Origin of the sequence: Bacteriovorax sp. PP10 (genome assembly GCF_035013165.1) — a bacterium.
Taxonomy (GTDB): domain Bacteria; phylum Bdellovibrionota; class Bacteriovoracia; order Bacteriovoracales; family Bacteriovoracaceae; genus Bacteriovorax; species Bacteriovorax antarcticus.
In genome coordinates, this window is sequence record NZ_JAYGJQ010000002.1 from 671,302 (window position 1) to 689,919 (window position 18,618).

Below are 18,618 nucleotides of genomic sequence, written 5' to 3' on the forward strand. Positions count from 1 at the left end.
AATTTATGAAAACTATAAAACAAGGTCTGTTAATTTTCTGTACGCTGACAGTGATTGTCGGTGGGATTTATCCTGCATTCGTTTATGGGATTTCCCAAATATTCTTTGCCGAAAAGGCACGCGGCGGAATCGTCATGTACAAAGACCAAAAAGTTGGTGCACGTCTGATCGCTCAAGAGTTTACAAACGATAAGTACTTCTGGGGAAGACCGTCGGCCGCAGGATACAATGCATCTGCAAGTGGTGCTTCTAACTACGCTTTAACAAATAAAGATCATCAAGCTGCTGTTAAAGAAAGAAAAGACAAAGGGTTAGATTATGATCTACTTACGACTTCAGGCAGTGGACTCGATCCACATATTTCTCCCGATGCGGCCTATCTTCAAGTTGAGCGTGTCGCAAAGTCTAGGGGATTAAATCCTGAGGTGGTTACTAAACTTGTGAAAGAAAATATTGAAGGAAGACAACTAGGTTTTCTGGGTGAAGAGAGAGTAAATGTGCTAAGGTTGAACCTAAGTTTGGAGACACTAGTTCATGAATGATAATAACGATCGCCCTAATCCAGAAGATTTACTGAAGGCCGTGAATCGCATGGAGCCTCAGAAAAAAAGAGGAAAGCTTAAAATATTTTTAGGTATGTGCCCTGGTGTTGGTAAAACATACTCCATGCTTAAAGTGGGAGCTGAGAAAGTTGCTCGCGGAGAAAATGTTTTTATCGGAGTCGTGGAAACTCATGGCCGTGCTGAAACGGAATTAGTGAGCCAAGCGATTCCTAAAATTCCAAAAATTTCTGTATCTTATAAAAATACGAATGTTGAAGAGATGAACTTAGAGGCGATTCTTTCACAGAAACCAGATTTGGTTTTAGTGGATGAACTGGCCCACAGTAATATTGAATCATCGAGGCATAAAAAGCGTTATCAAGATATTGAAGAGATCCTGGCAAAAGGGATTGATGTTTATACGACAGTTAACATTCAGCACATCGAAAGTATCAAGGACTCGGTTTTAAAAATCACTGGAGTCAATGTTAGAGAGACTGTGCCTGACTATTTTTTCGATCTTGCTGATCAGATTGAAATTGTCGATTTAGCACCAGAAGAGTTGCTCCTTCGTTTAAAAGAAGGAAAAGTTTATCTGGGTGATAGAGCAGATCGTGCCGCTGAGAACTTTTTTAAGATCGAGCATCTTATTGCTCTAAGAGAATTAGCTCTAAGATTTATCGCTGAAAAAGTAGATCATGAGCTTCAAGACCAGATGGTGCTTAAAGGTTTAAGTGGTGGCTGGAAGACCAGTGAAAAACTTTTAGTTGGTATTAGCCATAGTCCATATTCAGAAAGACTTATTAGGTCGACGAGAAGAATGTCTTCAATGATTGATTGTCCTTGGTTCGCTCTTTACGTGCAAACAGGAGAGAATCTTTCTGAAGAGGATCAAAAACAGCTTCGCGCTAATATTGAGTTAGTCCAAAACCTTGGTGGTGAGTTGATTACCAGCATGGATACTGATCTTCTAAATGCTTTTAGAAGAACATGTAATGATAAACGTATTACGCAAATCATTTTAGGGCGCCCTGATAAACGCTTGTTCAAAGATCTTCTCCTGGGTGGAAATATTCTCGATCGCTTAGTTGATTCAAAAAGCGAAGTCGACATTCACGTTATTCGCTCTGAAAGACTTCCGGTCTACAAAGGATTGACTTCAAAAATCTTTAAGGCACTTCCTAAAATTAACACTTCTTTTTATAGCTACTACGGAGCGACTTGGCTTATTTTAGCTATTTCAATTGTGGCCTATGGGATTACTCCCTTTATGGGCTATCGCTCGATGGGATCTTTATTCCTGGTGGCCATTTTATTCTTTTCGACTTTCTTAACGAGAGGTCCATTAATTTATTGTGCTTTCTTAAGTGCTTTCATCTGGAACTTCTTTTTTATTCCACCTAAGTTTACCTTAGCGATTCAGACTAAAGAAGATATTCTCATGGTCGTATCTTATTTCATCGCGGCCTTGGTTGGTGGGATACTTACTTCTAAAATTAAGCGTCAGGAAGAAATTCTTGAGCGCAGAGAAAAGTTAACCAGAACGCTTTATGAATTCACGAAAGAGCTTTCTTCTCAATCTGATGAAAAGAAAATCATTCATTTCCTAAGAGGAACACTGGAAGATAACTTTGGAACAAACGTTAAGATTCTCGTTAGTGACCAAAGTGAAAAAACATTAATCAACGATCTTTTATTAAATGAGAAAGACTACTCGGTTGCGATCTGGTCATATCACCACAACAAAAAGGCCGGATGGTCGACAGCGACCTTATCAGCTGCTGATTGTATCAGTATGCCGCTATCAGGTGAGAGTGAAGTGTTAGGAACAGTTTTATTTTATCCAGAGGATAAAAAGAAGCAGTTTAATATTGAACAGGAAATCTTAATTGACTCTCTAATGAAGCAAGCTTCTTTGGCACTTGAGCGCGTAATCTTCGGAAGACAAGCTCAGAAACTAAAATTAGCTGAAGAGTCTAAAAAACTTCACGAGACATTACTTAACTCTGTCTCTCATGAAATGCGTACACCACTGACCGCATTGATTGGTTCAGCTTCTGCTTTAACGAATAAAGTAGTGGTCGAAAATGCAGAGACACGTGAGCTTCTAACTGGAGAGATTATCTCTTCTGCTAAACGACTTAACCGAGTTGTTGAAAATCTTTTGGACTTAAGTCGTCTTGAACGCGAAGGTTTTTCCCTAAAGCGTGAGTGGTTTAGTTTTGAAGAATTCTTCCATGATCTAAAAAATCAAGGGAGAGATGAACTTGGTGCTAAAAATATTCAAATCAGTGGCAATCAAGCAGATCTTTTGGAAGCAGACTTTACGTTGCTTCTTCACGCTTTTAGCAATTTAGTTTCAAATGCTATTCGTTATGCCGGGAAAGACGCGGAAATAAGAATTATGCTGGAAGATGACAGTCAAAAAGAATTCACTCTTTATTTCACTGACAATGGGCCTGGGATTCAAAACAAATATAAAGATGATATCTTTGAAAAGTTTTTTAGACTTCCCAACTCAGCGGCCGGTGGATTAGGATTAGGTTTAGCTATCGTGAAGAACATTATTGAGCTTCATAAGGGGCATATTGAGCTTTCTGATAAATTTAAAGGGGCCTGTTATAAAATAACACTTCCAAAGAAAAAGATCCCAACCTCTATGACAGAATTGGTGAATGAAAATGAATAAGATTTTAGTTATCGACGACGAAACATCTATCCGCAAATTTTTGAAAGTCTCACTTGAGGCCAGTGGCTTCGAAGTACATGAAGCTCAAACTGGGCAGGAAGGACTTCAAAAAATTATTGAAGTGAAACCATCCTTAGTGATCCTGGATCACGGTCTGCCGGATATGAATGGAGTGGAAGTTCTTATCAAACTCAGAGAGTGGTCGACAGTTCCGGTTATCTTTTTAACCGTGAGAGATAATGATGAAGATAAAGTTCTCGCTCTTGATAACGGCGCAGATGACTACCTGACAAAGCCTTTTAGTTTACCGGAGCTTTTGGCAAGAATCAGAGTGGGAATCAGGCATTCTAAGACAGAAGAGACGAGACCGGTTTTAACTTTTGGGAAACTAAGTTTAAATCAGGCCACCCATAAAGCGACTTATGCTGATCATGAATTAAAACTCACTTCGACTGAATATGACCTGCTTAAAATCTTATTACGTAATGGTGAAAAGCTGGTTCCTCATAGAATGATTCTAAAAGAAATCTGGGGACCCAACTCTGTTGAGCACACTCATTACCTGCGCGTGTATTTCGGGCAATTAAGAAAGAAATTAGACAGCGCGAGTGCTGGTGCAGGGGAAATTATTGAAAATGAATCAGGGGTCGGTTATAGGCTTAGGCCACTAGCTTAGTTGAGAATACTTTTCAGCAAAACTAGAAGTGATCATGGATTCTTCTAAAGGAAGAAAACTCAGACCTTTCTTTTTGCATTCAATAATCAAATGCTCAAGTGCTAGTAGAAATTCGTTTTGTTTAGACGCTTGATGACTGTCATGTAAAAGAACAATACTTCCAGATGAAATAGACGGAAGCTTTTTATTTACGGCCTTTACACTTAATCCGTATTTCGTATCATAAAAGCGCACATCCCAAAGAATTAACGGAATGTTTTTCTCAGATAAAATTTTATTAAGAGGCGGCGTCTTGATTCCTACCGGAGAGCGAAAGCCAATCGTTTTGATCTGAAGCTTTTCAAAAATCTCTTGTGATTCTTTTAACCAGTCGGTCATTCCAGCAGCGCCAGAAAAATACCTTTTTGTATTGTGATCAATCGAATGATTCCCAATATGATGACCTTCTTGTTGAATTCTTTTTGTAAGTTCAAGCTCTGCTTTGGCCTTATTCCCAATGAGAAAGAAAGTCGCACGCACTTGATGCTTTTTTAAAAGATCTAAAACTTGAGGTGTACACAGGGGATTTGGGCCATCATCAAAAGTTAAATAGACTGCATTTTTAGGCGAGTCTTTATAAGCAATTCGACGAATGCATTTCCCAGTGAAGTAATCATATAAAGAGTTATTCAACATGGGCACTAATCTGAATCTGGTAGTTTTGAGGACGATTAAAAGAAAACGATGAAGAAGTCTTTAAGGCCTCATGAATAAGCTCAAGACCATTAGATGGATAATAAGAAGGAAAAAAATCAGTGTGAGTCGTCTTGCTGTTTTTGATTTGGATATCAGAAATCGCAGGAGCAATAAATTGATCGTAGAAAGGAGAGCTTGTCGGAATAAAAAGACCAGCACAAGAGCCGCTGACTAAATCAACTTGCTCATGATAAGTGTTTTGCTTTTTAATCTCTAAAGTCTTTTCACTATAAACATCTGTCCCAATAATTAAAATCGGGTTACTTGAAGTAGATGCCAAAGCAGAGTCCAGGGCCATTTCAAAAGAGATGTCACCATTACTAAGGGTTGTCCCTGAAGCAATGTGAGAGACCGCAAGTGAAAGAGCGCCTAATGTTGAGTTGTGAAGACTGTTTTGGAAAACTAGTGGTCTCGTACGTTCACCATTGGCTAAATTTTTATAAAACTCAAAAGTTTGAGAAAGTTCACCTTCACCAGTGCAAAAAATAACATCGATCAAAGTATTCTTTAAAAAGTCATGAGTTTTTAATTGCTCAAAAATATCATTAGCGGCAGCGATCGCAAAAAGCATATTCGATGATTTCTTGCGGTTGCTTTCATCATCAAGCTCACTTTGCAGATCAATAGTTCTTTTTTTAGAAAATGCGACTAACTTAAGCATGGGCCACCTTCCCAATAATAAAAGCAGAATTCACTCCACCAAAACCAAGTGTGGTTTTAGCAATAAAGCGAATGTCTTGCTTTACTGTTTCCACTGGAAGATTTAGAGCAATTAATTCATCCTGATTTACTAAACCAGTGACAGGTGGAATCACACCTTCATTTAAAATCTTCAAACAAATCCCCAGCTCAATAGCACCACTAGCTCCCAGAGCGTGGCCATGAACACCTTTTGTACTGATGGTTGGTGGTTTGTGAGAAAAGATATTTAAAAGAGCGTGAGACTCAGATTGATCATTTTGAATAGATCCTGTGCCATGAGCATGAACCATTGAAATATCATCTGGAGAAAGATTGTTTTTCTTTAAAGCAGAAAGCAGAGCTTTTTGCATTCCCGTACCTTCAACACTAGGTGAGGTCATATGGTATGAATCTAAAAATGTATCTCCTGCATATAAATAGGCAAGAGGAGTGACCGTCGGATGTTTTTCAATTGTATAAAACGCAGCACCTTCAGAAAGATTAATTCCCACTCGGGACTGATCAAAGGGTCTACATGGTTCAAGACTTAAAAGTTTTAAACAATTAAATCCATTGATTGTTAATTCACTTAACTCTTCAACTCCACCAGCAATCGCTCTTTGTGCTCTATTAGTTGCAAGATAATTGTGGGCAGTGATGATCGCTTGAGTCGAAGCGCTACAAGCAGAAGCGAGAATGAGAATTTTTCCAGGAAAATTCAATGCACTCTTTATGCTCTCAGCAAGACTTTGCATCGGCTGCCTTGATAATTTATCAGTATCAACCGGCAGAGGGGATTCTACTTTTAAAAGTTGGATCAACTCTTTTTCCCATAAACTAATCTGGCCGGTTGTCGTTCCAATGATAATGACATCGGTTTCATTAAGTGAAGTCCATGCAGCAAGATCAATAGCATTAGTAATCGAGTGCAGAGTAAAAAGTAGAGACCTTGAAAAATAGGCAGGTTTATTAACCAACCATTTCGAAGTTAATAATTGATTCCAAAGTTCTTGAATATCATTATCGGAAATATGGCCAAGACCCGCTTTAATAAAGCTCGTGCTATTCAGGCAATTTTCCCATAACGGATTAATGCCACTGCCAGCAGGAGTGATTGACCCCATACCTGTAATTGAAAATGAGAGTTGAGATGAATGCATTATTTTTTTGATTTTACGAAATCAGCAATTGTTTGCAGACTTTGAAAATGCTTTGCACCATCTTTAGCGTCGACGATGTAAACTTTGTATTTTTCTTCAATAGTTGCAACAGATTCAAGAATATCAATAGAGTCGAGGTTAAAAGGATTTTCAGTCAGTTTCGTTTCACCAGTTACAGATGAAAGGTCGATATTTTTTTGTCCTGTGGCTTCCGAGATTAATGTCGCAATTTCTTGAATCAGTTTTTCGTCGCCAGTCATAGAACTTCCTTTTTAGCTTTAGATATGGATATAATCTAGGGAATTATAATAAATGAAACTAACCTAGTCTATAACCATGGTCACCCGATGACGCGTCGAAACTTTAGTATTTTTTTTCTTTGCCTTATTTGTTTAATTCCAAACTTGGGATTTCCGCTGGATATTTGGCAAAAATACGCAAAATTAAAAAAACTTTCAGCTAATTTCTCTCAAACCAAAGAATTAAAAAATATTGGTGTGACACTTAAATCTAGCGGGACAATCCACTTTGAAAGGCCAAATCTTTTTGAATGGAAAGTCGAAAGCCCTAAAAACTTTGTTTTCCAATTTAAAGACGACAACATTTCCTTAATGGAAGAGGGTAAAGTCATTAAAAATGCTGACACAGCAAAGTTTGATAAAAAGATGCTGGATGCTATTTCACACTTAAAAGCGTGGATGATGATTGATCAGAAATTCATTGAAGACAATTATACGATCAGGCCGGTTTCAAATACTGTCTATGAATTCACTCCTAAATTAGAAGCAAAGATGTTTAAGAGTATTTTAATTGAACTTGGTAAAGATGCTCCGATCAAAAAGATCTCTCTAACAGAAATTAGCAATGACTTAATCGTGATTGAGTTTTCTAAAAGTAAACTGACTTATGAAAAGTAGTATTGCCATCCTTTGTGCTTTAGTTTTATTTCTGGCCGTTAAGCGCACAGATATGATCGATACTGGACAGAGTCTATTCTTTCCTAAAGACACTTATGAGAAAATTCATGACTTCAGTTTATTTCAACTGGGCCAATGGAATAATGTTATTGTTCCCAATGAAAAAGATGCCCTTGGCCTTTGCCAGGAGCTTAGACAAAACAAACTCGTTCTAAAAGTTTTGTGTGAGCCTGCGCTGACAGATTTTTCTCCTTTAGTAAAAAGCTATCTTGGAGATCAGTTTTTTAATTATAAAGCTCCCACAAAAATTGAGTTTGAAAATTTATCTAATGGTGAGTTGGCAAAACTAAGTGTCCTTATGGGGCCACAAGGTCAGGAACTTTTAGAGTTCATGAGACTGGACCCGGTAAATCATAAAGAAGCTCTGCTTGATAAAGTGAAAACGAAACTCAATGCGAACTTTGAGTGGAAAGAAGGTTTATTAAGGCACAAGGGAAGTCCTGCTATTTTAATTCCCGTACAGTTTTCATATAAACCTGAGCAGATTGAAAAAAGTGCCGAGATTGAAGTGATACTCTCAAAGTACAATGCCGTAATGATAGGTGTGCACCAGGGACACTTAAGCAATCAAGGGACAATTATCAGCGATCTCAACAATGTTGGAATCGTGGGAACAATTGTGACCATCTTCGCTTTAATTTTCATCTGGTACTTTAAATTATTTAAACTCGCAAAGCTGATTCTTCCAAATGCTCTTGGTGTGTGCGTTTCCATCATTATCACATGGCTGGTTTTTGGAAAGGTTCACGCTATTACGATTACTTTTGGTACAGGGATCATTGGTCTTGCGGTAGACTTTGGTCTGCATGCCATTTTCTTAGAAGACAAAAAACAAGTCTGGCATAGTAACCTTTACGGGTTTCTTACGACATTGGCCGTGTTCATTATTTTTATCTTCAGTGAGATTCCACTGATTAAACAAATGATGTTCTTTTCAACAGTGGCATTGATGGGATCTTATCTGTTTACGTATCTACTCGTCGGAAACGACTACATTCCTGTGTCTCACGACATCATCATTAAAAAAAGCCGCTGGCACTTAATCCCATTGATTATTTCTCTGGTTGGGTTATTCCATTTAACAACGTTTAAAATGGATACATCAGTTAAGCGTTTTAACTACACATCGCAAAAAGTAGAAGAGACACAAACCTGGTTTTACTCTCAAATGAAGAATGAGAAGATTTTCTTTAAGATTTATCCCAAGTCAAAATGGGGTGATATTGAGACTGATTTTAAAAAAGGTGAAGAGATTGGAGTTCGTAGTGAGAGTATCTACTCTTTAATTCCGACAGCTAATATTCAAAAAGAGAATCTTGATAGCTGGATTCAATTGAGAGACAGCAAATTTAAAACAACTTCTGATAAAGAAAAAATCTTTGCACCATTCTTTGAAAAGCTTAATGCACTTAGGCCCAATGATCGAATAACTCTTGAGCATCCTCCAGAGTATTTAAAACACATGGTTCAAGAGGATAAAGCGCTTAACCTATGGTTTGTGAAAGGTGGGGAGCTTGAAGAGAAGAAGATCAAAGAAAATATTCCCGGTGCCGAAAGTTTAGTTGAAATCTTTTTAAATTTTACCAAGAGAATGACGGATGAAGTGATTCACTTTATACCGATTACTTTTTTACTTATTTTTGTTCTACTTTTTATTAAATACAGAAGTGTCGTCAAGTCACTAATCTGTCTCATTCCATTCTTATTTGCCCTAGGACTTTATGGGCTTCTATATAGGTATTTCAATTTCCCAATGAGTTTCATGACTCTCTTGGGACTTTTTCTTATTTATGGATTAAGTGTGGATTACGGGATTTTTACAACAGATTTATTCACTGAGAGCAATCAAAGTGTCAAAACAGAATCATCTTTCAATTTTGGGTTAATCTTAACGTGGATCACAAACTTTTTAGGTTTTGCTCCATTGTTATTTTGCAATCACCCGATCTTAAAAGACCTGGGATTAGTTTTAGTCGTAGGAATGATTGGTGTATTCTACGGGACATTTTTTGTGTTGCCGGCAGTTTTTATTAAAGCTGGTAAAGCATGAAAAATATTTTATTTTCTCTTCTTTTAATTGTGTGTTCACTTGGAATTTTTGCCAATTACTTAGGAACGGCCATTCCTCTTGATATCAAAGATGGAAGTGGACCTCCTGCGATCTTTATTGAAAGAACAGCAAACTCTCACCGCCATATCATTTTGCAAGGGGCCAGTTACCATCGTGGACTAGAGTTTGGAAAATACACCTCTGATGTTTTAAGAATGCAAGAGACGTTGATGGTTTCAAAATTAGACCAATTTATTGGAAATAGTTTTGTTCAAAAAATATTCTTTAGTACATTGATGTTATGGTTTCACGATGTCGACAAACATATCGACCGCGATTCACTGGAAGAAATGCAGGGGATTTCCAAGTATGCTCCAGATGAATTCCAAAGACTCACGACTAATTACACCAGACAAATTGCTTATCATGGGCTTCATGAAGTCGGGCAAATGTTTGTCGATGAAGACCGCGTAGATATGGGATGTTTTGTCAGTGCAATTCAATCTGAACAAAACAAATGGGTGATTGGACGCAATTTTGATTTTGATATCGATGGAATCTTTGATCGCGAGAAAGTGATGAAATGGGTTTACCCACAAGAGGGTTACGCTTACTTGTCTGTTGTCTGGCCGGGAATGGTAGGTGTTGTTTCAGGTATCAATGATCAAGGGATCTATGCTTCGATAAATGCTGCTGGATCAGATGATTTTTCAAGAGTAGGAACGCCGACAACAATTGTTGTAAAAAACGTCCTTTTAAAAGCTCGCACACTGGAAGAAGCGATTCTTATTTTTCAAAATGCTAAAACATTTATCGCTGAAATTTTTGTGATCGGAGATCGAAAAACAAATCGAGTGGCCATTATCGAGAAGTCTCCAGCTAGAATGAATGTAAAGATCCTGACGAAATCTGAAGTCACGGCCAATCACTTAGAAAGTGAAATCTGGGCCAAGGATACGATCAATGCTAAAAGAAAAACGGAGCTCACATCTGATTTAAGAAAAAAACGAGGGTTAGAGCTGATCACTGAAAATACTTATAAAGATCCCATCAGCAAGACGGTTCAAATCCTAAGAGACAGATCTCTCTTTGATGGACGCCAAACTCACCTTGGAAATCGTGGGGCGATAGATTCCATGATTGCTTCTCAAAGTCTTATCTACGATATGGAAAAGAACATTCTGTTTGTTAACCTGGGGCCAGGAACAATCGGCAAGTATTTAGGTTATGACTTAACCGCAAGTTTTGAAAAAAAATACCCAGTCGTCGTGAAAGAGCTTTCAGCTGATTCGATGACGACAGCTGAATATATAAGCTGGCAGGATTCAATGATGAAAGTCATTGAAGGAAAAAGACATCTGGCAAAAAACGAATGCCGCCAAACGGGGGAGATCTTAAACCTGTTAACAAAAAAGAGTTTTGTTCATTATGATAAAAGTCGCCTGGCAGGGGACTATTCTATGAAATGCTTAGATAACAGCGCCCAGGCCAAAATTTATTGGAAAGAGGCCCTGGCCTTTTATCCTCCCTATGAAAAACAAAGACGATACCTAGAGGAAAAACTGAAATGATAAAATACCTCGCTCTCTTATTTTTATTTTCTTGTGCCTCAACACCCAAAACTCCAGTAGTAAAACTATTTCCTTTTGGGACTTATCATCACAACGTAAAGGTCACGACTAAAACCAATGAAATGAGTTTTGTGGGGATCAATCAATGGACTAAAGAGCGTTTTGTCGTCGTGGGTCTGGGCCCCATGGACATGACGATGATTAAGTATGAAGAAAACAAAGTCGCTTACACAAAAGACCTCTACATTAATAGAGAGCTCATGCCATTAGAAGATAGACATGCCCTGCAATTGCTTTCATTGATTAAAGACATGTACGACTGGGATAGATCTATCTGCGAAGGCCAGCACTGCTCTAAACGCGTGTGGGGGATTCCTGTGAAGATAGAACTCAACACAGAAAACCAGGTTTCACAAATATCGGTAGCAAAAGATAATATTACGGTCGTGGTGGATGTAACTGCTTATGAAAAAGTCCTTTAACTATTTTTTACTGGTGATTTTGGCCATCCTGTCAGTCGCAATTATTTACCTGCGTATGAAAGGAAGTATTCCTAGTCAGATTCCTTCATGGCTTATGGTCACTGTTATAGGGATTAATAGTGGGTGGATTTTTTGGAATTTGCGAGGGCCTCTTCTGAAGGAAGAGCAGACCAGAATGGAAAGAAATTAAACCACTGAGTCGGGTAAATCTTTAAGAAATGCTCCAGTGTCTCAGTGTACTTCGTCGCCATCTCAATTAAGGCCATCTGTTTGCCTTTCACTAAAAAATCTTCCGGCATTAAGGGGTCTGTAATGAATAAATCATAAGATTGATTTTTTCCTTTAAACCCTAATGTAAAAGATAAAGGAGACTTCTTTGCCAAGGCAATTTTAAATGGAGTCGAGTCGATAGCAGCAAGTTTTCCAAAAAAGAGAATCAATTCTGTATTGTGATTAGTAACTCGATCACCCATAAAGATGACAGCTTCATTTTGGAAAAGGGCATGATTGATTTTGAAAATCGCTTCTATATCAGAGTTTTGAATAAACTTTAATTTCGAGTTTTCAATTTTATTTTGAGAGTTTTGTCCTGCACCAGTGTTGAATTCGACAACATTGATTGGAGGAAGTTTCAGGTTTTCAGAAGTATCGATATCAAAAGTTTTTGCTGAGAAAATCCATCCACCAACGTGAGCACCAACCAGGATTAATCCTTTTTTGTGTACCAGTGTTTGTTCCAGATGGTGTCTACCGGTGCGATTCAAAGTGAAAAGAGCGTAACCTTTGTTGGCCGTATAAATATTATCAATGAGAACTTGCCCCAACTTAAAGAATGTTTTCATTACCAGAACCTGGCGTTTGAAAAAACCTACGTGCGGGTAGAGTATTTTAAAATACTGATTGTGAGAGATAACTGCCTTTGGAGCACACAAGTAAAAGTACGGGCAGATGAAATATAAAAAGAAGTAGGCCGTCTTTGGGCCAAAGTGAGTGGTCATTTGTCTCATGAAGAAGTTTCCGAAACGACCTCCACGAGTTTTTCCCGTCCATGCTTTTTTTCTGCCTCTTTTTTTCGTGACGACAAAAGTTAAGAGACCAGTAATCGCGGCCAGCGCCAAACCTAAAATAATAGATCCGACAAATAAAGTAGCGAAGAAGTTTTTAGCATTTTCAACGATGTGTTCATCAAGTGAGAAGATAATCGGTGTCTCAATGATCTTGCTTCCAATTTTCAGACTAATGAAAGTCCAGATGGGAATAAGTGGAGGAAGTGAGATATTCCCGGCTAAAAACATCAAAGGGAAATTAAGTCTGAATAAAAAGCTTACTAATGCCGCTGCAAAAACCTGGAAGCCATAAATGGGCATGACACCAATAAAGACTCCAATAGACATTGAAGCAATGATTTTTCCTCGAGAGATGTTCGATTTTAAAAGCGATACAATCACGAGAACTGTATTGAGTAGGGAGATCTTTACATTGTCGCGGAATTTATCAAAGTGAGAAACGCGCTCTTCAGGAGGCGGATAATAAACATCAATTCCCACTTCTTTGACTTCAACTTTATTCCAAAGCAAGCGAATCAGGACTTCAATTTCGAAATCATATTTTTTTGTATAAAACTTTAAGTGTTGAACATAAAAGATTGGATAAGCTCTAAATCCACTTTGAGAGTCTTCAATCGTCTGATCAGTTTGATACTTGACCCAGAAATTTGAAAAAGCTCTGCCGAATTTAGAAGACCCAGGCACGTGGACGCCATCGAGTTTTCTTTTTCCAATAATCATCGCCCAAGGTGAAGTGACGATTGCATCAAGGAGAACGGGAAGGTCAGAGGCCTTATGTTGAGCATCTCCATCCATCGTAATGATGTGAGTAAAGTTCATGGCAAGAGCAAGTTTGAACGCTTGCTGGATGGCCGCGCCCTTTCCTTTATTTTCACTGAAGCGGTGAACTGTTAAGTGAAGTGAATCCAGGTGAGGAATTAAAGAGCTGTCTTGTCTTAATAAATCAATCACCGGCGTATCAGAGCCATCATCAATTACAAGCACAGGTAAGTGACTTAGCGTAAGCGTTTCTTTCACAACGGCAACAATACTTCCGCTGTTATTATATGTGGGGATACAGACTAAACACCTAACGATCATGCACTTATTTCCAGTAATTTTTTTTCCATGATGTCATGAACGTATTGACTTAATTCTGCGCTCGAAGAGAACTGATTTGGTGAAACAGCTTCAAGAGAAACGATAGAGATCTTATGTCTAAAATCCATTTCACGTTTACCGCGAGGCCAGACATAGTCAGTTCCAGAAATCACAACAGGGATAATTTGGATGTTATTTTCGCGTGCAATCTGGAAAGCAGTCAATCTAAATTTTTGAATTCCTGTTTCGCCTTGATCACAACGAGTCATCTCGGGGAAAAATAAAACGGCATGCAGTAGGGTGCAAGCTTCTTTAATTGCTTTTAGTGTTTTTTTATAAACCTCAACATCTCCTTTTTTCATCGGAAAGTGTTTGGACATTTTCATCATCTGACCAAGTACCGGAATTCTAAAAATTCTGGAATTGGCCACAGCGCGAAGCTTGTAGACGTTAGCGAGCATAATAAACATATCAAGATGTGAGCGGTGATTTGCGACCACCATAAAACCATCGTGAGAAAGATCAGAAATGGGATCAATTTGTTTTAGTGAAAACTTCAGTGGGCTCAGAAAAATATAAAATTTGGCCGCATAAAGTAACACAAAATAATAAGCGCTCATGGCAATGGGAAATAGCAGTGAAATTGCTGCAAAAAGCATCAAGGCAGGGATAATTGACAAGAATAAAAACCAGCCGATGACGGCAAAGTATACTAATGACAATTGCTTTATGAATTTGCTACTATTTTTCATTTACGATTAACTCTTTTGTGTAGACGGAATTATGTCATCAAAAAATAATGTTGTCATTGTTACAGGTGGGGCCACAGGTATTGGCCGTGCGATTTCTTTGAGACTCGCTAAGGACGGCTATTTCGTTCTTATCCATTTCAATTCAAGTGTAGAAGCAGCGAACTCTCTGTTGAGTGAGATCACTGAGTCAGGTGGAGCAGCAGCTTGTCTGTCATTTGATGTAAGAGATAGAGTGGCGGGTGAAGAAAAATTATTTGATTTTTTCACGAAACATCCCGAGCTTTCTCTCTATGGATTAGTCAACAATGCTGGAATTACCAAAGACACACTTGTTGGTTTGATGAGTGATGAAGAATTCACTGATGTCATCGAGACCAATGTCTACGGGGCCTTTTATCTTATGCGTTGGGCAGTGAAAAAAATGCTGATGAAAAAATCAGGTGCCATCGTCAACATGTCTTCAATCTCTGGGCAGACTGGAAATGCAGGGCAATTTAATTACGCAGCAAGTAAGGCAGCCGTGATTGCGATGACAAAATCTCTCGCTCAAGAAGTGGGAAGAAAAGGAATCAGAGTTAATGCAGTTGCTCCTGGTGTAATTGAAACGAAAATGACGGAAGTCGTACCGTTTCTAGAAAATATTAAAAACAATATTCCCATGAAACGCTTCGGGAAAGCTGAAGAAGTGGCCGCTGTGGTTTCATTCTTACTTTCACCAGATGCTTCATATGTGACCGGACAAACCATCAGTGTGAACGGCGGATTGTTCTCGTCATGAAAAAAAATGTCCTCATAATGGGATCAGGGATTAGTTCACTGACCATGGGAATCTTACTTTTGAAAGCGGGTTTCAATGTCCGCATTCTTGAGCAGCATTACCGCGCGGGCGGATACCTACATTGCTTCAAAAGATTTGGATTTAATTTCGAAACCGGAGGCCATTATATGGGCGCTCTTGGCGAAGGATTACCTTTCCAAAAAATCCTAAATTACCTAGGTGTTTTTCATAAAGAAGACTATATCGAACTCGATCAAAACAATCTTGATCAATACCAATTTGATGGATGGAAATTCAGCTACGGTATCGGTTACGAAGAAAATATTAAAAAATTAATTAATGAATTTCCGTCGGAAAAAGAAAAAATTGTGAAGTACTTTGAGATGATCAAAAGTGCAGCCGAGGCCTTTCCGACTTATTATTTTAAAACTAATTACGACCAATCTGTCGTTATGAAATACCTGGAACTTTCTCTTGCTCAAGGTTTCGATTTATTCGGAATTAATGGAAGATTGAGAGAAGTTCTGCAAGCTCCCTGCATTTTACACGGAGTCGCTCCACAAGATGTTTCATTGGGGATTCACGCCATTTTAATCGATTCCATCATGATTTCTTCTCACGGATTTAGTTCAGGTGGGGAAGTGCTGGCCGATCGTTTTGTAGCAAAAATTAAAGAGCTTGGAGGAGAAGTTTTACTTAATCACAAAGTTTCTGAAATCCAGGTTGCAGACGAAGTGGTGACAAAAGTTATTTGTGAAAATGGAGCAGAGTTTGTTGCTGATGAGTACGTAGCAGGGATTCATCCGAAGATTGTTTTTGAAATGATTGGTGCGGAAAATCTTCGCCCAGCTTTTAGAAATCGTTTGATGATCGCCCCTGAATCGACTCCTTTTATCGGTGCTTATTTAGTACTCAAAAATAATATCGGGATTAATCCGCGTTCAAATTATTATTTCATGCCAAAAGATGCCCAAGATCATTTCCGATCAGATGACTTAAAATTTGATAATCAATTTGGTTTTTTTGCCAGCCCAATGAGAAATTACGCAGGTAGTGGTGAATTTCCACTTTCTGTTCATGCTTCGTGTCCAGCGTTGCATTTTGCCTCGTGGAAGCCCGGTAAGAAAAAAAACATGGATTTAGAATACCTTGAGCAAAAAGAAAAAGTATTCGCATCACTTTTTCGCAAAATTGATCACTTATTTGATGGATTTTCCGAAGCAATTGTTGATAAATGTTATAGTTCAAATTTAACGAATATTCGCTACAACCCATCCCCAAACGGATCGGCGTATGGCCTGTATCATGACGGGAAAGTTACCGGCGCCCGGGCCCTAGGTCCACGCACGCATTTTTCTAATTTATATTTGACCGGACAAAACACTTTATTTCCTGGTTTGTTGGGAGCAACAATTTCTGGTCTTAGGACGAGCAATTTTTTTACCGGAATTAAAGAGATACTAAAAGAATTGGAATGAGAATTGTAATAAAGAGTAGAAAATGGAAAAAGTAGTCATAACAGGAATGGGAATCATTAGTTCATTGGGGAATTCTCCTGAACTTATGTTCGAAAATCTTGAAAAAGGTGTCTGCGCTTTTCGTTCTGAACCTGAATGGGAACAGTACGTAGGCCTGGAAACTCATGTCAGTGCTCCAGCTCACGCCTACGATGTTTCAGCGCTGCCAAGACAGTGCAGAAGATCTATGTCTCCAATGTCTGAAATGGGCTACATTGCGGCCGTTGATGCGCTTAAAGATGCACAATTAACTGTTGGCAGAGACCCGGATATTAACAATCCATTTTTCCGTCCTGATCCAATGAAAGTCGGACTTATTTTAGGAAGCACTTCAGGGTCACCGGTTTTTTTAGAAAGTTATTTTAAAAAAATGTTTGAAAACGGCGGGCCGAAAGGTCAGATGTCGACTTCGTTTTTTAAAGTGATGAATCACAGTGTGGCGGCCAACGTTGCTTTAGCACTTGATTACTCAGGCCCTTTAATTTCTCCTTCATCGGCGTGCAGTACATCTTCACAGGCCGCGATTTTAGCAATGCAACTTATTCGTGCTGGAGTTTTTGATGTGGCCATCGTTGGTGGTGCTGATGAACTTCACTACACATCGGTTGCAGTATTTGACACCGTTAAAGCGAGTGCAAAAAATTATAATCACAATCCTCAAATGATCCCGGGGCCGTTCGCTGCTAATCGCGATGGTCTGGTTGTTTCAGAGGGAGCGGGAGTGATTATTTTAGAATCTGAAAGTCATGCTAAGAAAAGAAAAGCAAAAGTGTACGCTGAAATTTCTGGTGGAGCTTATTTCTGTGACGGAATTCACATGAGTCAGCCACAGGCCGATCAAATGGCCGTGACAATGAATCAAGCATTAAAAGATGCCGGCCTTTCTGCTTCCCAAATTGACTACGTCAACGCTCATGCAACAGGAACACAAGTTGGCGATGAACAGGAAGTAAAAGGGATCATGTCAGTATTTCCTGAGCAAAAAATCCCAGTAAGTAGCTTAAAAGGTCACTTCGGGCACAGTTTAGCTGCTTGTGGTGTTATAGAAATTATTGCTATCATTGAGATGATGAAAAATAAAAAAGTCATCGGTAATAGAAATGTGACTGAAGTTCCGGAAGGATTTAACAAGGTCGACATTCTTACTGAAAATAAGAAAGCTGCGATTCAATACGCGCTTTCGAACAACTTTGCTTTTGGGGGAATGAACACCTCACTAATTTTGAAGAACTTGCTTTAGGAGCACCATGCAGCGTCAAGAGATCGTAGATATTGTTAATAAAACTCTAATTGAGAACTTCGAACTAAAGGCAGAAGACTTAACTCCAGACGCTCTTATTGGCGAAAATTTAAAGCTAGATAGCTTGGATGCTGTTGATATGTTGGTTCACCTGGAAGATCGTCTAGGAACAAAATATGACATCGAAAAATTCAAAGAAGTCCGTAAACTAAATGATATTTATAATTTAGTTGAAGAAGCTATCTCTAAGTAATCTGAAAAACTAACTTACTCACAATGACATCATTTTGATTGGTAAAATCCATCGACCAGGATTGATTTGCAGAGTCGCGTTTCACTCTGACAGAAAGCATATCTTCCGGCCTTATAACTTCAGAAAATTTAGATGATTTGATAGTCAGAAACATGCTTTTTACTTTAGAATCTATTCGATTTGCAATAACTAAACTTAAGTCGAGCAGAGCGACCGCCGGAAGGACTGGATTGCCTGGAAAATGACCTTCAAAATAAGGCAGATCTTTTGGCACGTTCCAATTGATGTGAACTTCATTGTCGGCATTAAGAGCAAATGATTGGTCAGCATTAAATGTGAAAATGTTTTCTGGATTGATCATGAGAAAT

Annotated in this window: 18 protein-coding genes; 11 read left to right on the forward strand and 7 right to left on the reverse strand. The window is 38.6% G+C overall.

The genetic code is table 11. The annotated features are described in order from the left end of the window. Nucleotides 1-5 precede the first annotated feature (5 nt). The 3 genes from kdpC to SHI21_RS13185 are packed head-to-tail and all read left to right on the forward strand — an operon-like array spanning nucleotide 6 to nucleotide 3,907. A complete protein-coding gene (kdpC, locus tag SHI21_RS13175) occupies nucleotides 6-542 on the forward strand; it encodes a potassium-transporting ATPase subunit KdpC (protein ID WP_323577062.1) in 537 nt (178 codons plus the stop codon). Beyond that, the gene (locus tag SHI21_RS13180) at nucleotides 535-3,231 is read left to right on the forward strand and encodes a sensor histidine kinase KdpD (RefSeq protein ID WP_323577063.1); all 2,697 of its coding nucleotides are present in this window, start codon (nucleotides 535-537) and stop codon (nucleotides 3,229-3,231) included. Before kdpC ends, SHI21_RS13180 begins: the two co-directional genes overlap by 8 nt. Continuing rightward, on the forward strand, nucleotides 3,224-3,907 hold the full coding sequence (locus SHI21_RS13185) for a response regulator (RefSeq protein WP_323577064.1): 684 nt from the start codon (nucleotides 3,224-3,226) through the stop codon (nucleotides 3,905-3,907). The genes SHI21_RS13180 and SHI21_RS13185 overlap by 8 nt, the downstream gene beginning before the upstream one ends. On the opposite strand, the gene SHI21_RS13190 is transcribed toward SHI21_RS13185, so the two are convergent. From SHI21_RS13190 to SHI21_RS13205, 4 genes are read right to left on the reverse strand one after another with little or no spacing between them, the layout of a single operon-like run. After that, nucleotides 3,899-4,582, reverse strand: a complete 684-nt coding sequence (locus SHI21_RS13190) for a polysaccharide deacetylase family protein (protein WP_323577065.1) — start codon at nucleotides 4,580-4,582, stop codon at nucleotides 3,899-3,901. The genes SHI21_RS13185 and SHI21_RS13190 overlap by 9 nt on opposite strands. Beyond that, complete coding sequence (locus SHI21_RS13195; protein WP_323577066.1) at nucleotides 4,572-5,303, reverse strand: beta-ketoacyl synthase chain length factor; 732 nt, start codon at nucleotides 5,301-5,303, stop codon at nucleotides 4,572-4,574. The genes SHI21_RS13190 and SHI21_RS13195 overlap by 11 nt, the downstream gene beginning before the upstream one ends. Further along, nucleotides 5,296-6,483 carry a beta-ketoacyl synthase N-terminal-like domain-containing protein gene (locus tag SHI21_RS13200; RefSeq protein WP_323577067.1) on the reverse strand — a complete coding sequence of 396 codons (1,188 nt, stop codon included), beginning with the start codon at nucleotides 6,481-6,483 and terminating at the stop codon, nucleotides 5,296-5,298. Before SHI21_RS13200 ends, SHI21_RS13195 begins: the two co-directional genes overlap by 8 nt. Continuing rightward, nucleotides 6,483-6,743, reverse strand: coding sequence for an acyl carrier protein (locus SHI21_RS13205; protein WP_323577068.1), 261 nt, complete (start codon nucleotides 6,741-6,743; stop codon nucleotides 6,483-6,485). Before SHI21_RS13205 ends, SHI21_RS13200 begins: the two co-directional genes overlap by 1 nt. An 87-nt stretch (nucleotides 6,744-6,830) precedes the next feature. Here SHI21_RS13205 and SHI21_RS13210 point away from each other — a divergent pair, with 87 nt between their 5' ends. From SHI21_RS13210 to SHI21_RS13225, 4 genes are read left to right on the forward strand one after another with little or no spacing between them, the layout of a single operon-like run. Further along, nucleotides 6,831-7,400 (forward strand): LolA family protein, encoded by a 570-nt coding sequence (locus SHI21_RS13210; protein WP_323577069.1) that lies wholly within the window; start codon nucleotides 6,831-6,833, stop codon nucleotides 7,398-7,400. After that, nucleotides 7,390-9,510: an MMPL family transporter gene (locus SHI21_RS13215; protein WP_323577070.1), complete on the forward strand. Its 2,121-nt coding sequence runs from the start codon at nucleotides 7,390-7,392 to the stop codon at nucleotides 9,508-9,510. Before SHI21_RS13210 ends, SHI21_RS13215 begins: the two co-directional genes overlap by 11 nt. After that, entirely contained in the window at nucleotides 9,507-11,081 is a 1,575-nt protein-coding gene (locus tag SHI21_RS13220; protein ID WP_323577071.1) for a C45 family peptidase, read from the forward strand. Before SHI21_RS13215 ends, SHI21_RS13220 begins: the two co-directional genes overlap by 4 nt. Further along, a complete protein-coding gene (locus tag SHI21_RS13225) occupies nucleotides 11,078-11,563 on the forward strand; it encodes a hypothetical protein (protein WP_323577073.1) in 486 nt (161 codons plus the stop codon). Before SHI21_RS13220 ends, SHI21_RS13225 begins: the two co-directional genes overlap by 4 nt. A 113-nt stretch (nucleotides 11,564-11,676) precedes the next feature. Here the strand turns inward: SHI21_RS13225 and SHI21_RS13230 are convergent, their stop codons facing one another. Further along, entirely contained in the window at nucleotides 11,677-13,710 is a 2,034-nt protein-coding gene (locus tag SHI21_RS13230; protein WP_323577074.1) for an LpxL/LpxP family acyltransferase, read from the reverse strand. After that, entirely contained in the window at nucleotides 13,707-14,462 is a 756-nt protein-coding gene (locus SHI21_RS13235) for a 1-acyl-sn-glycerol-3-phosphate acyltransferase (protein WP_323577075.1), read from the reverse strand. Before SHI21_RS13235 ends, SHI21_RS13230 begins: the two co-directional genes overlap by 4 nt. Nucleotides 14,463-14,493: 31 nt before the next feature. Here SHI21_RS13235 and SHI21_RS13240 point away from each other — a divergent pair, with 31 nt between their 5' ends. Genes SHI21_RS13240 through SHI21_RS13255 form a run of 4 tightly spaced genes read left to right on the forward strand, consistent with a single transcriptional unit; the run spans nucleotide 14,494 to nucleotide 18,250 of the window. After that, nucleotides 14,494-15,240, forward strand: coding sequence for an SDR family oxidoreductase (locus tag SHI21_RS13240; RefSeq protein ID WP_323577077.1), 747 nt, complete (start codon nucleotides 14,494-14,496; stop codon nucleotides 15,238-15,240). Continuing rightward, on the forward strand, nucleotides 15,237-16,718 hold the full coding sequence (locus tag SHI21_RS13245; protein ID WP_323577078.1) for a phytoene desaturase family protein: 1,482 nt from the start codon (nucleotides 15,237-15,239) through the stop codon (nucleotides 16,716-16,718). Before SHI21_RS13240 ends, SHI21_RS13245 begins: the two co-directional genes overlap by 4 nt. A 22-nt stretch (nucleotides 16,719-16,740) precedes the next feature. Beyond that, entirely contained in the window at nucleotides 16,741-17,997 is a 1,257-nt protein-coding gene (locus SHI21_RS13250) for a beta-ketoacyl-[acyl-carrier-protein] synthase family protein (protein WP_323577079.1), read from the forward strand. 7 nt (nucleotides 17,998-18,004) lie between these two features. Next, nucleotides 18,005-18,250 carry an acyl carrier protein gene (locus tag SHI21_RS13255; RefSeq protein ID WP_323577081.1) on the forward strand — a complete coding sequence of 82 codons (246 nt, stop codon included), beginning with the start codon at nucleotides 18,005-18,007 and terminating at the stop codon, nucleotides 18,248-18,250. Here SHI21_RS13255 and SHI21_RS13260 read toward each other — a convergent pair. Beyond that, nucleotides 18,243-18,611, reverse strand: coding sequence for an ApeI family dehydratase (locus tag SHI21_RS13260; RefSeq protein WP_323577082.1), 369 nt, complete (start codon nucleotides 18,609-18,611; stop codon nucleotides 18,243-18,245). The genes SHI21_RS13255 and SHI21_RS13260 overlap by 8 nt on opposite strands. Nucleotides 18,612-18,618 lie beyond the last annotated feature (7 nt).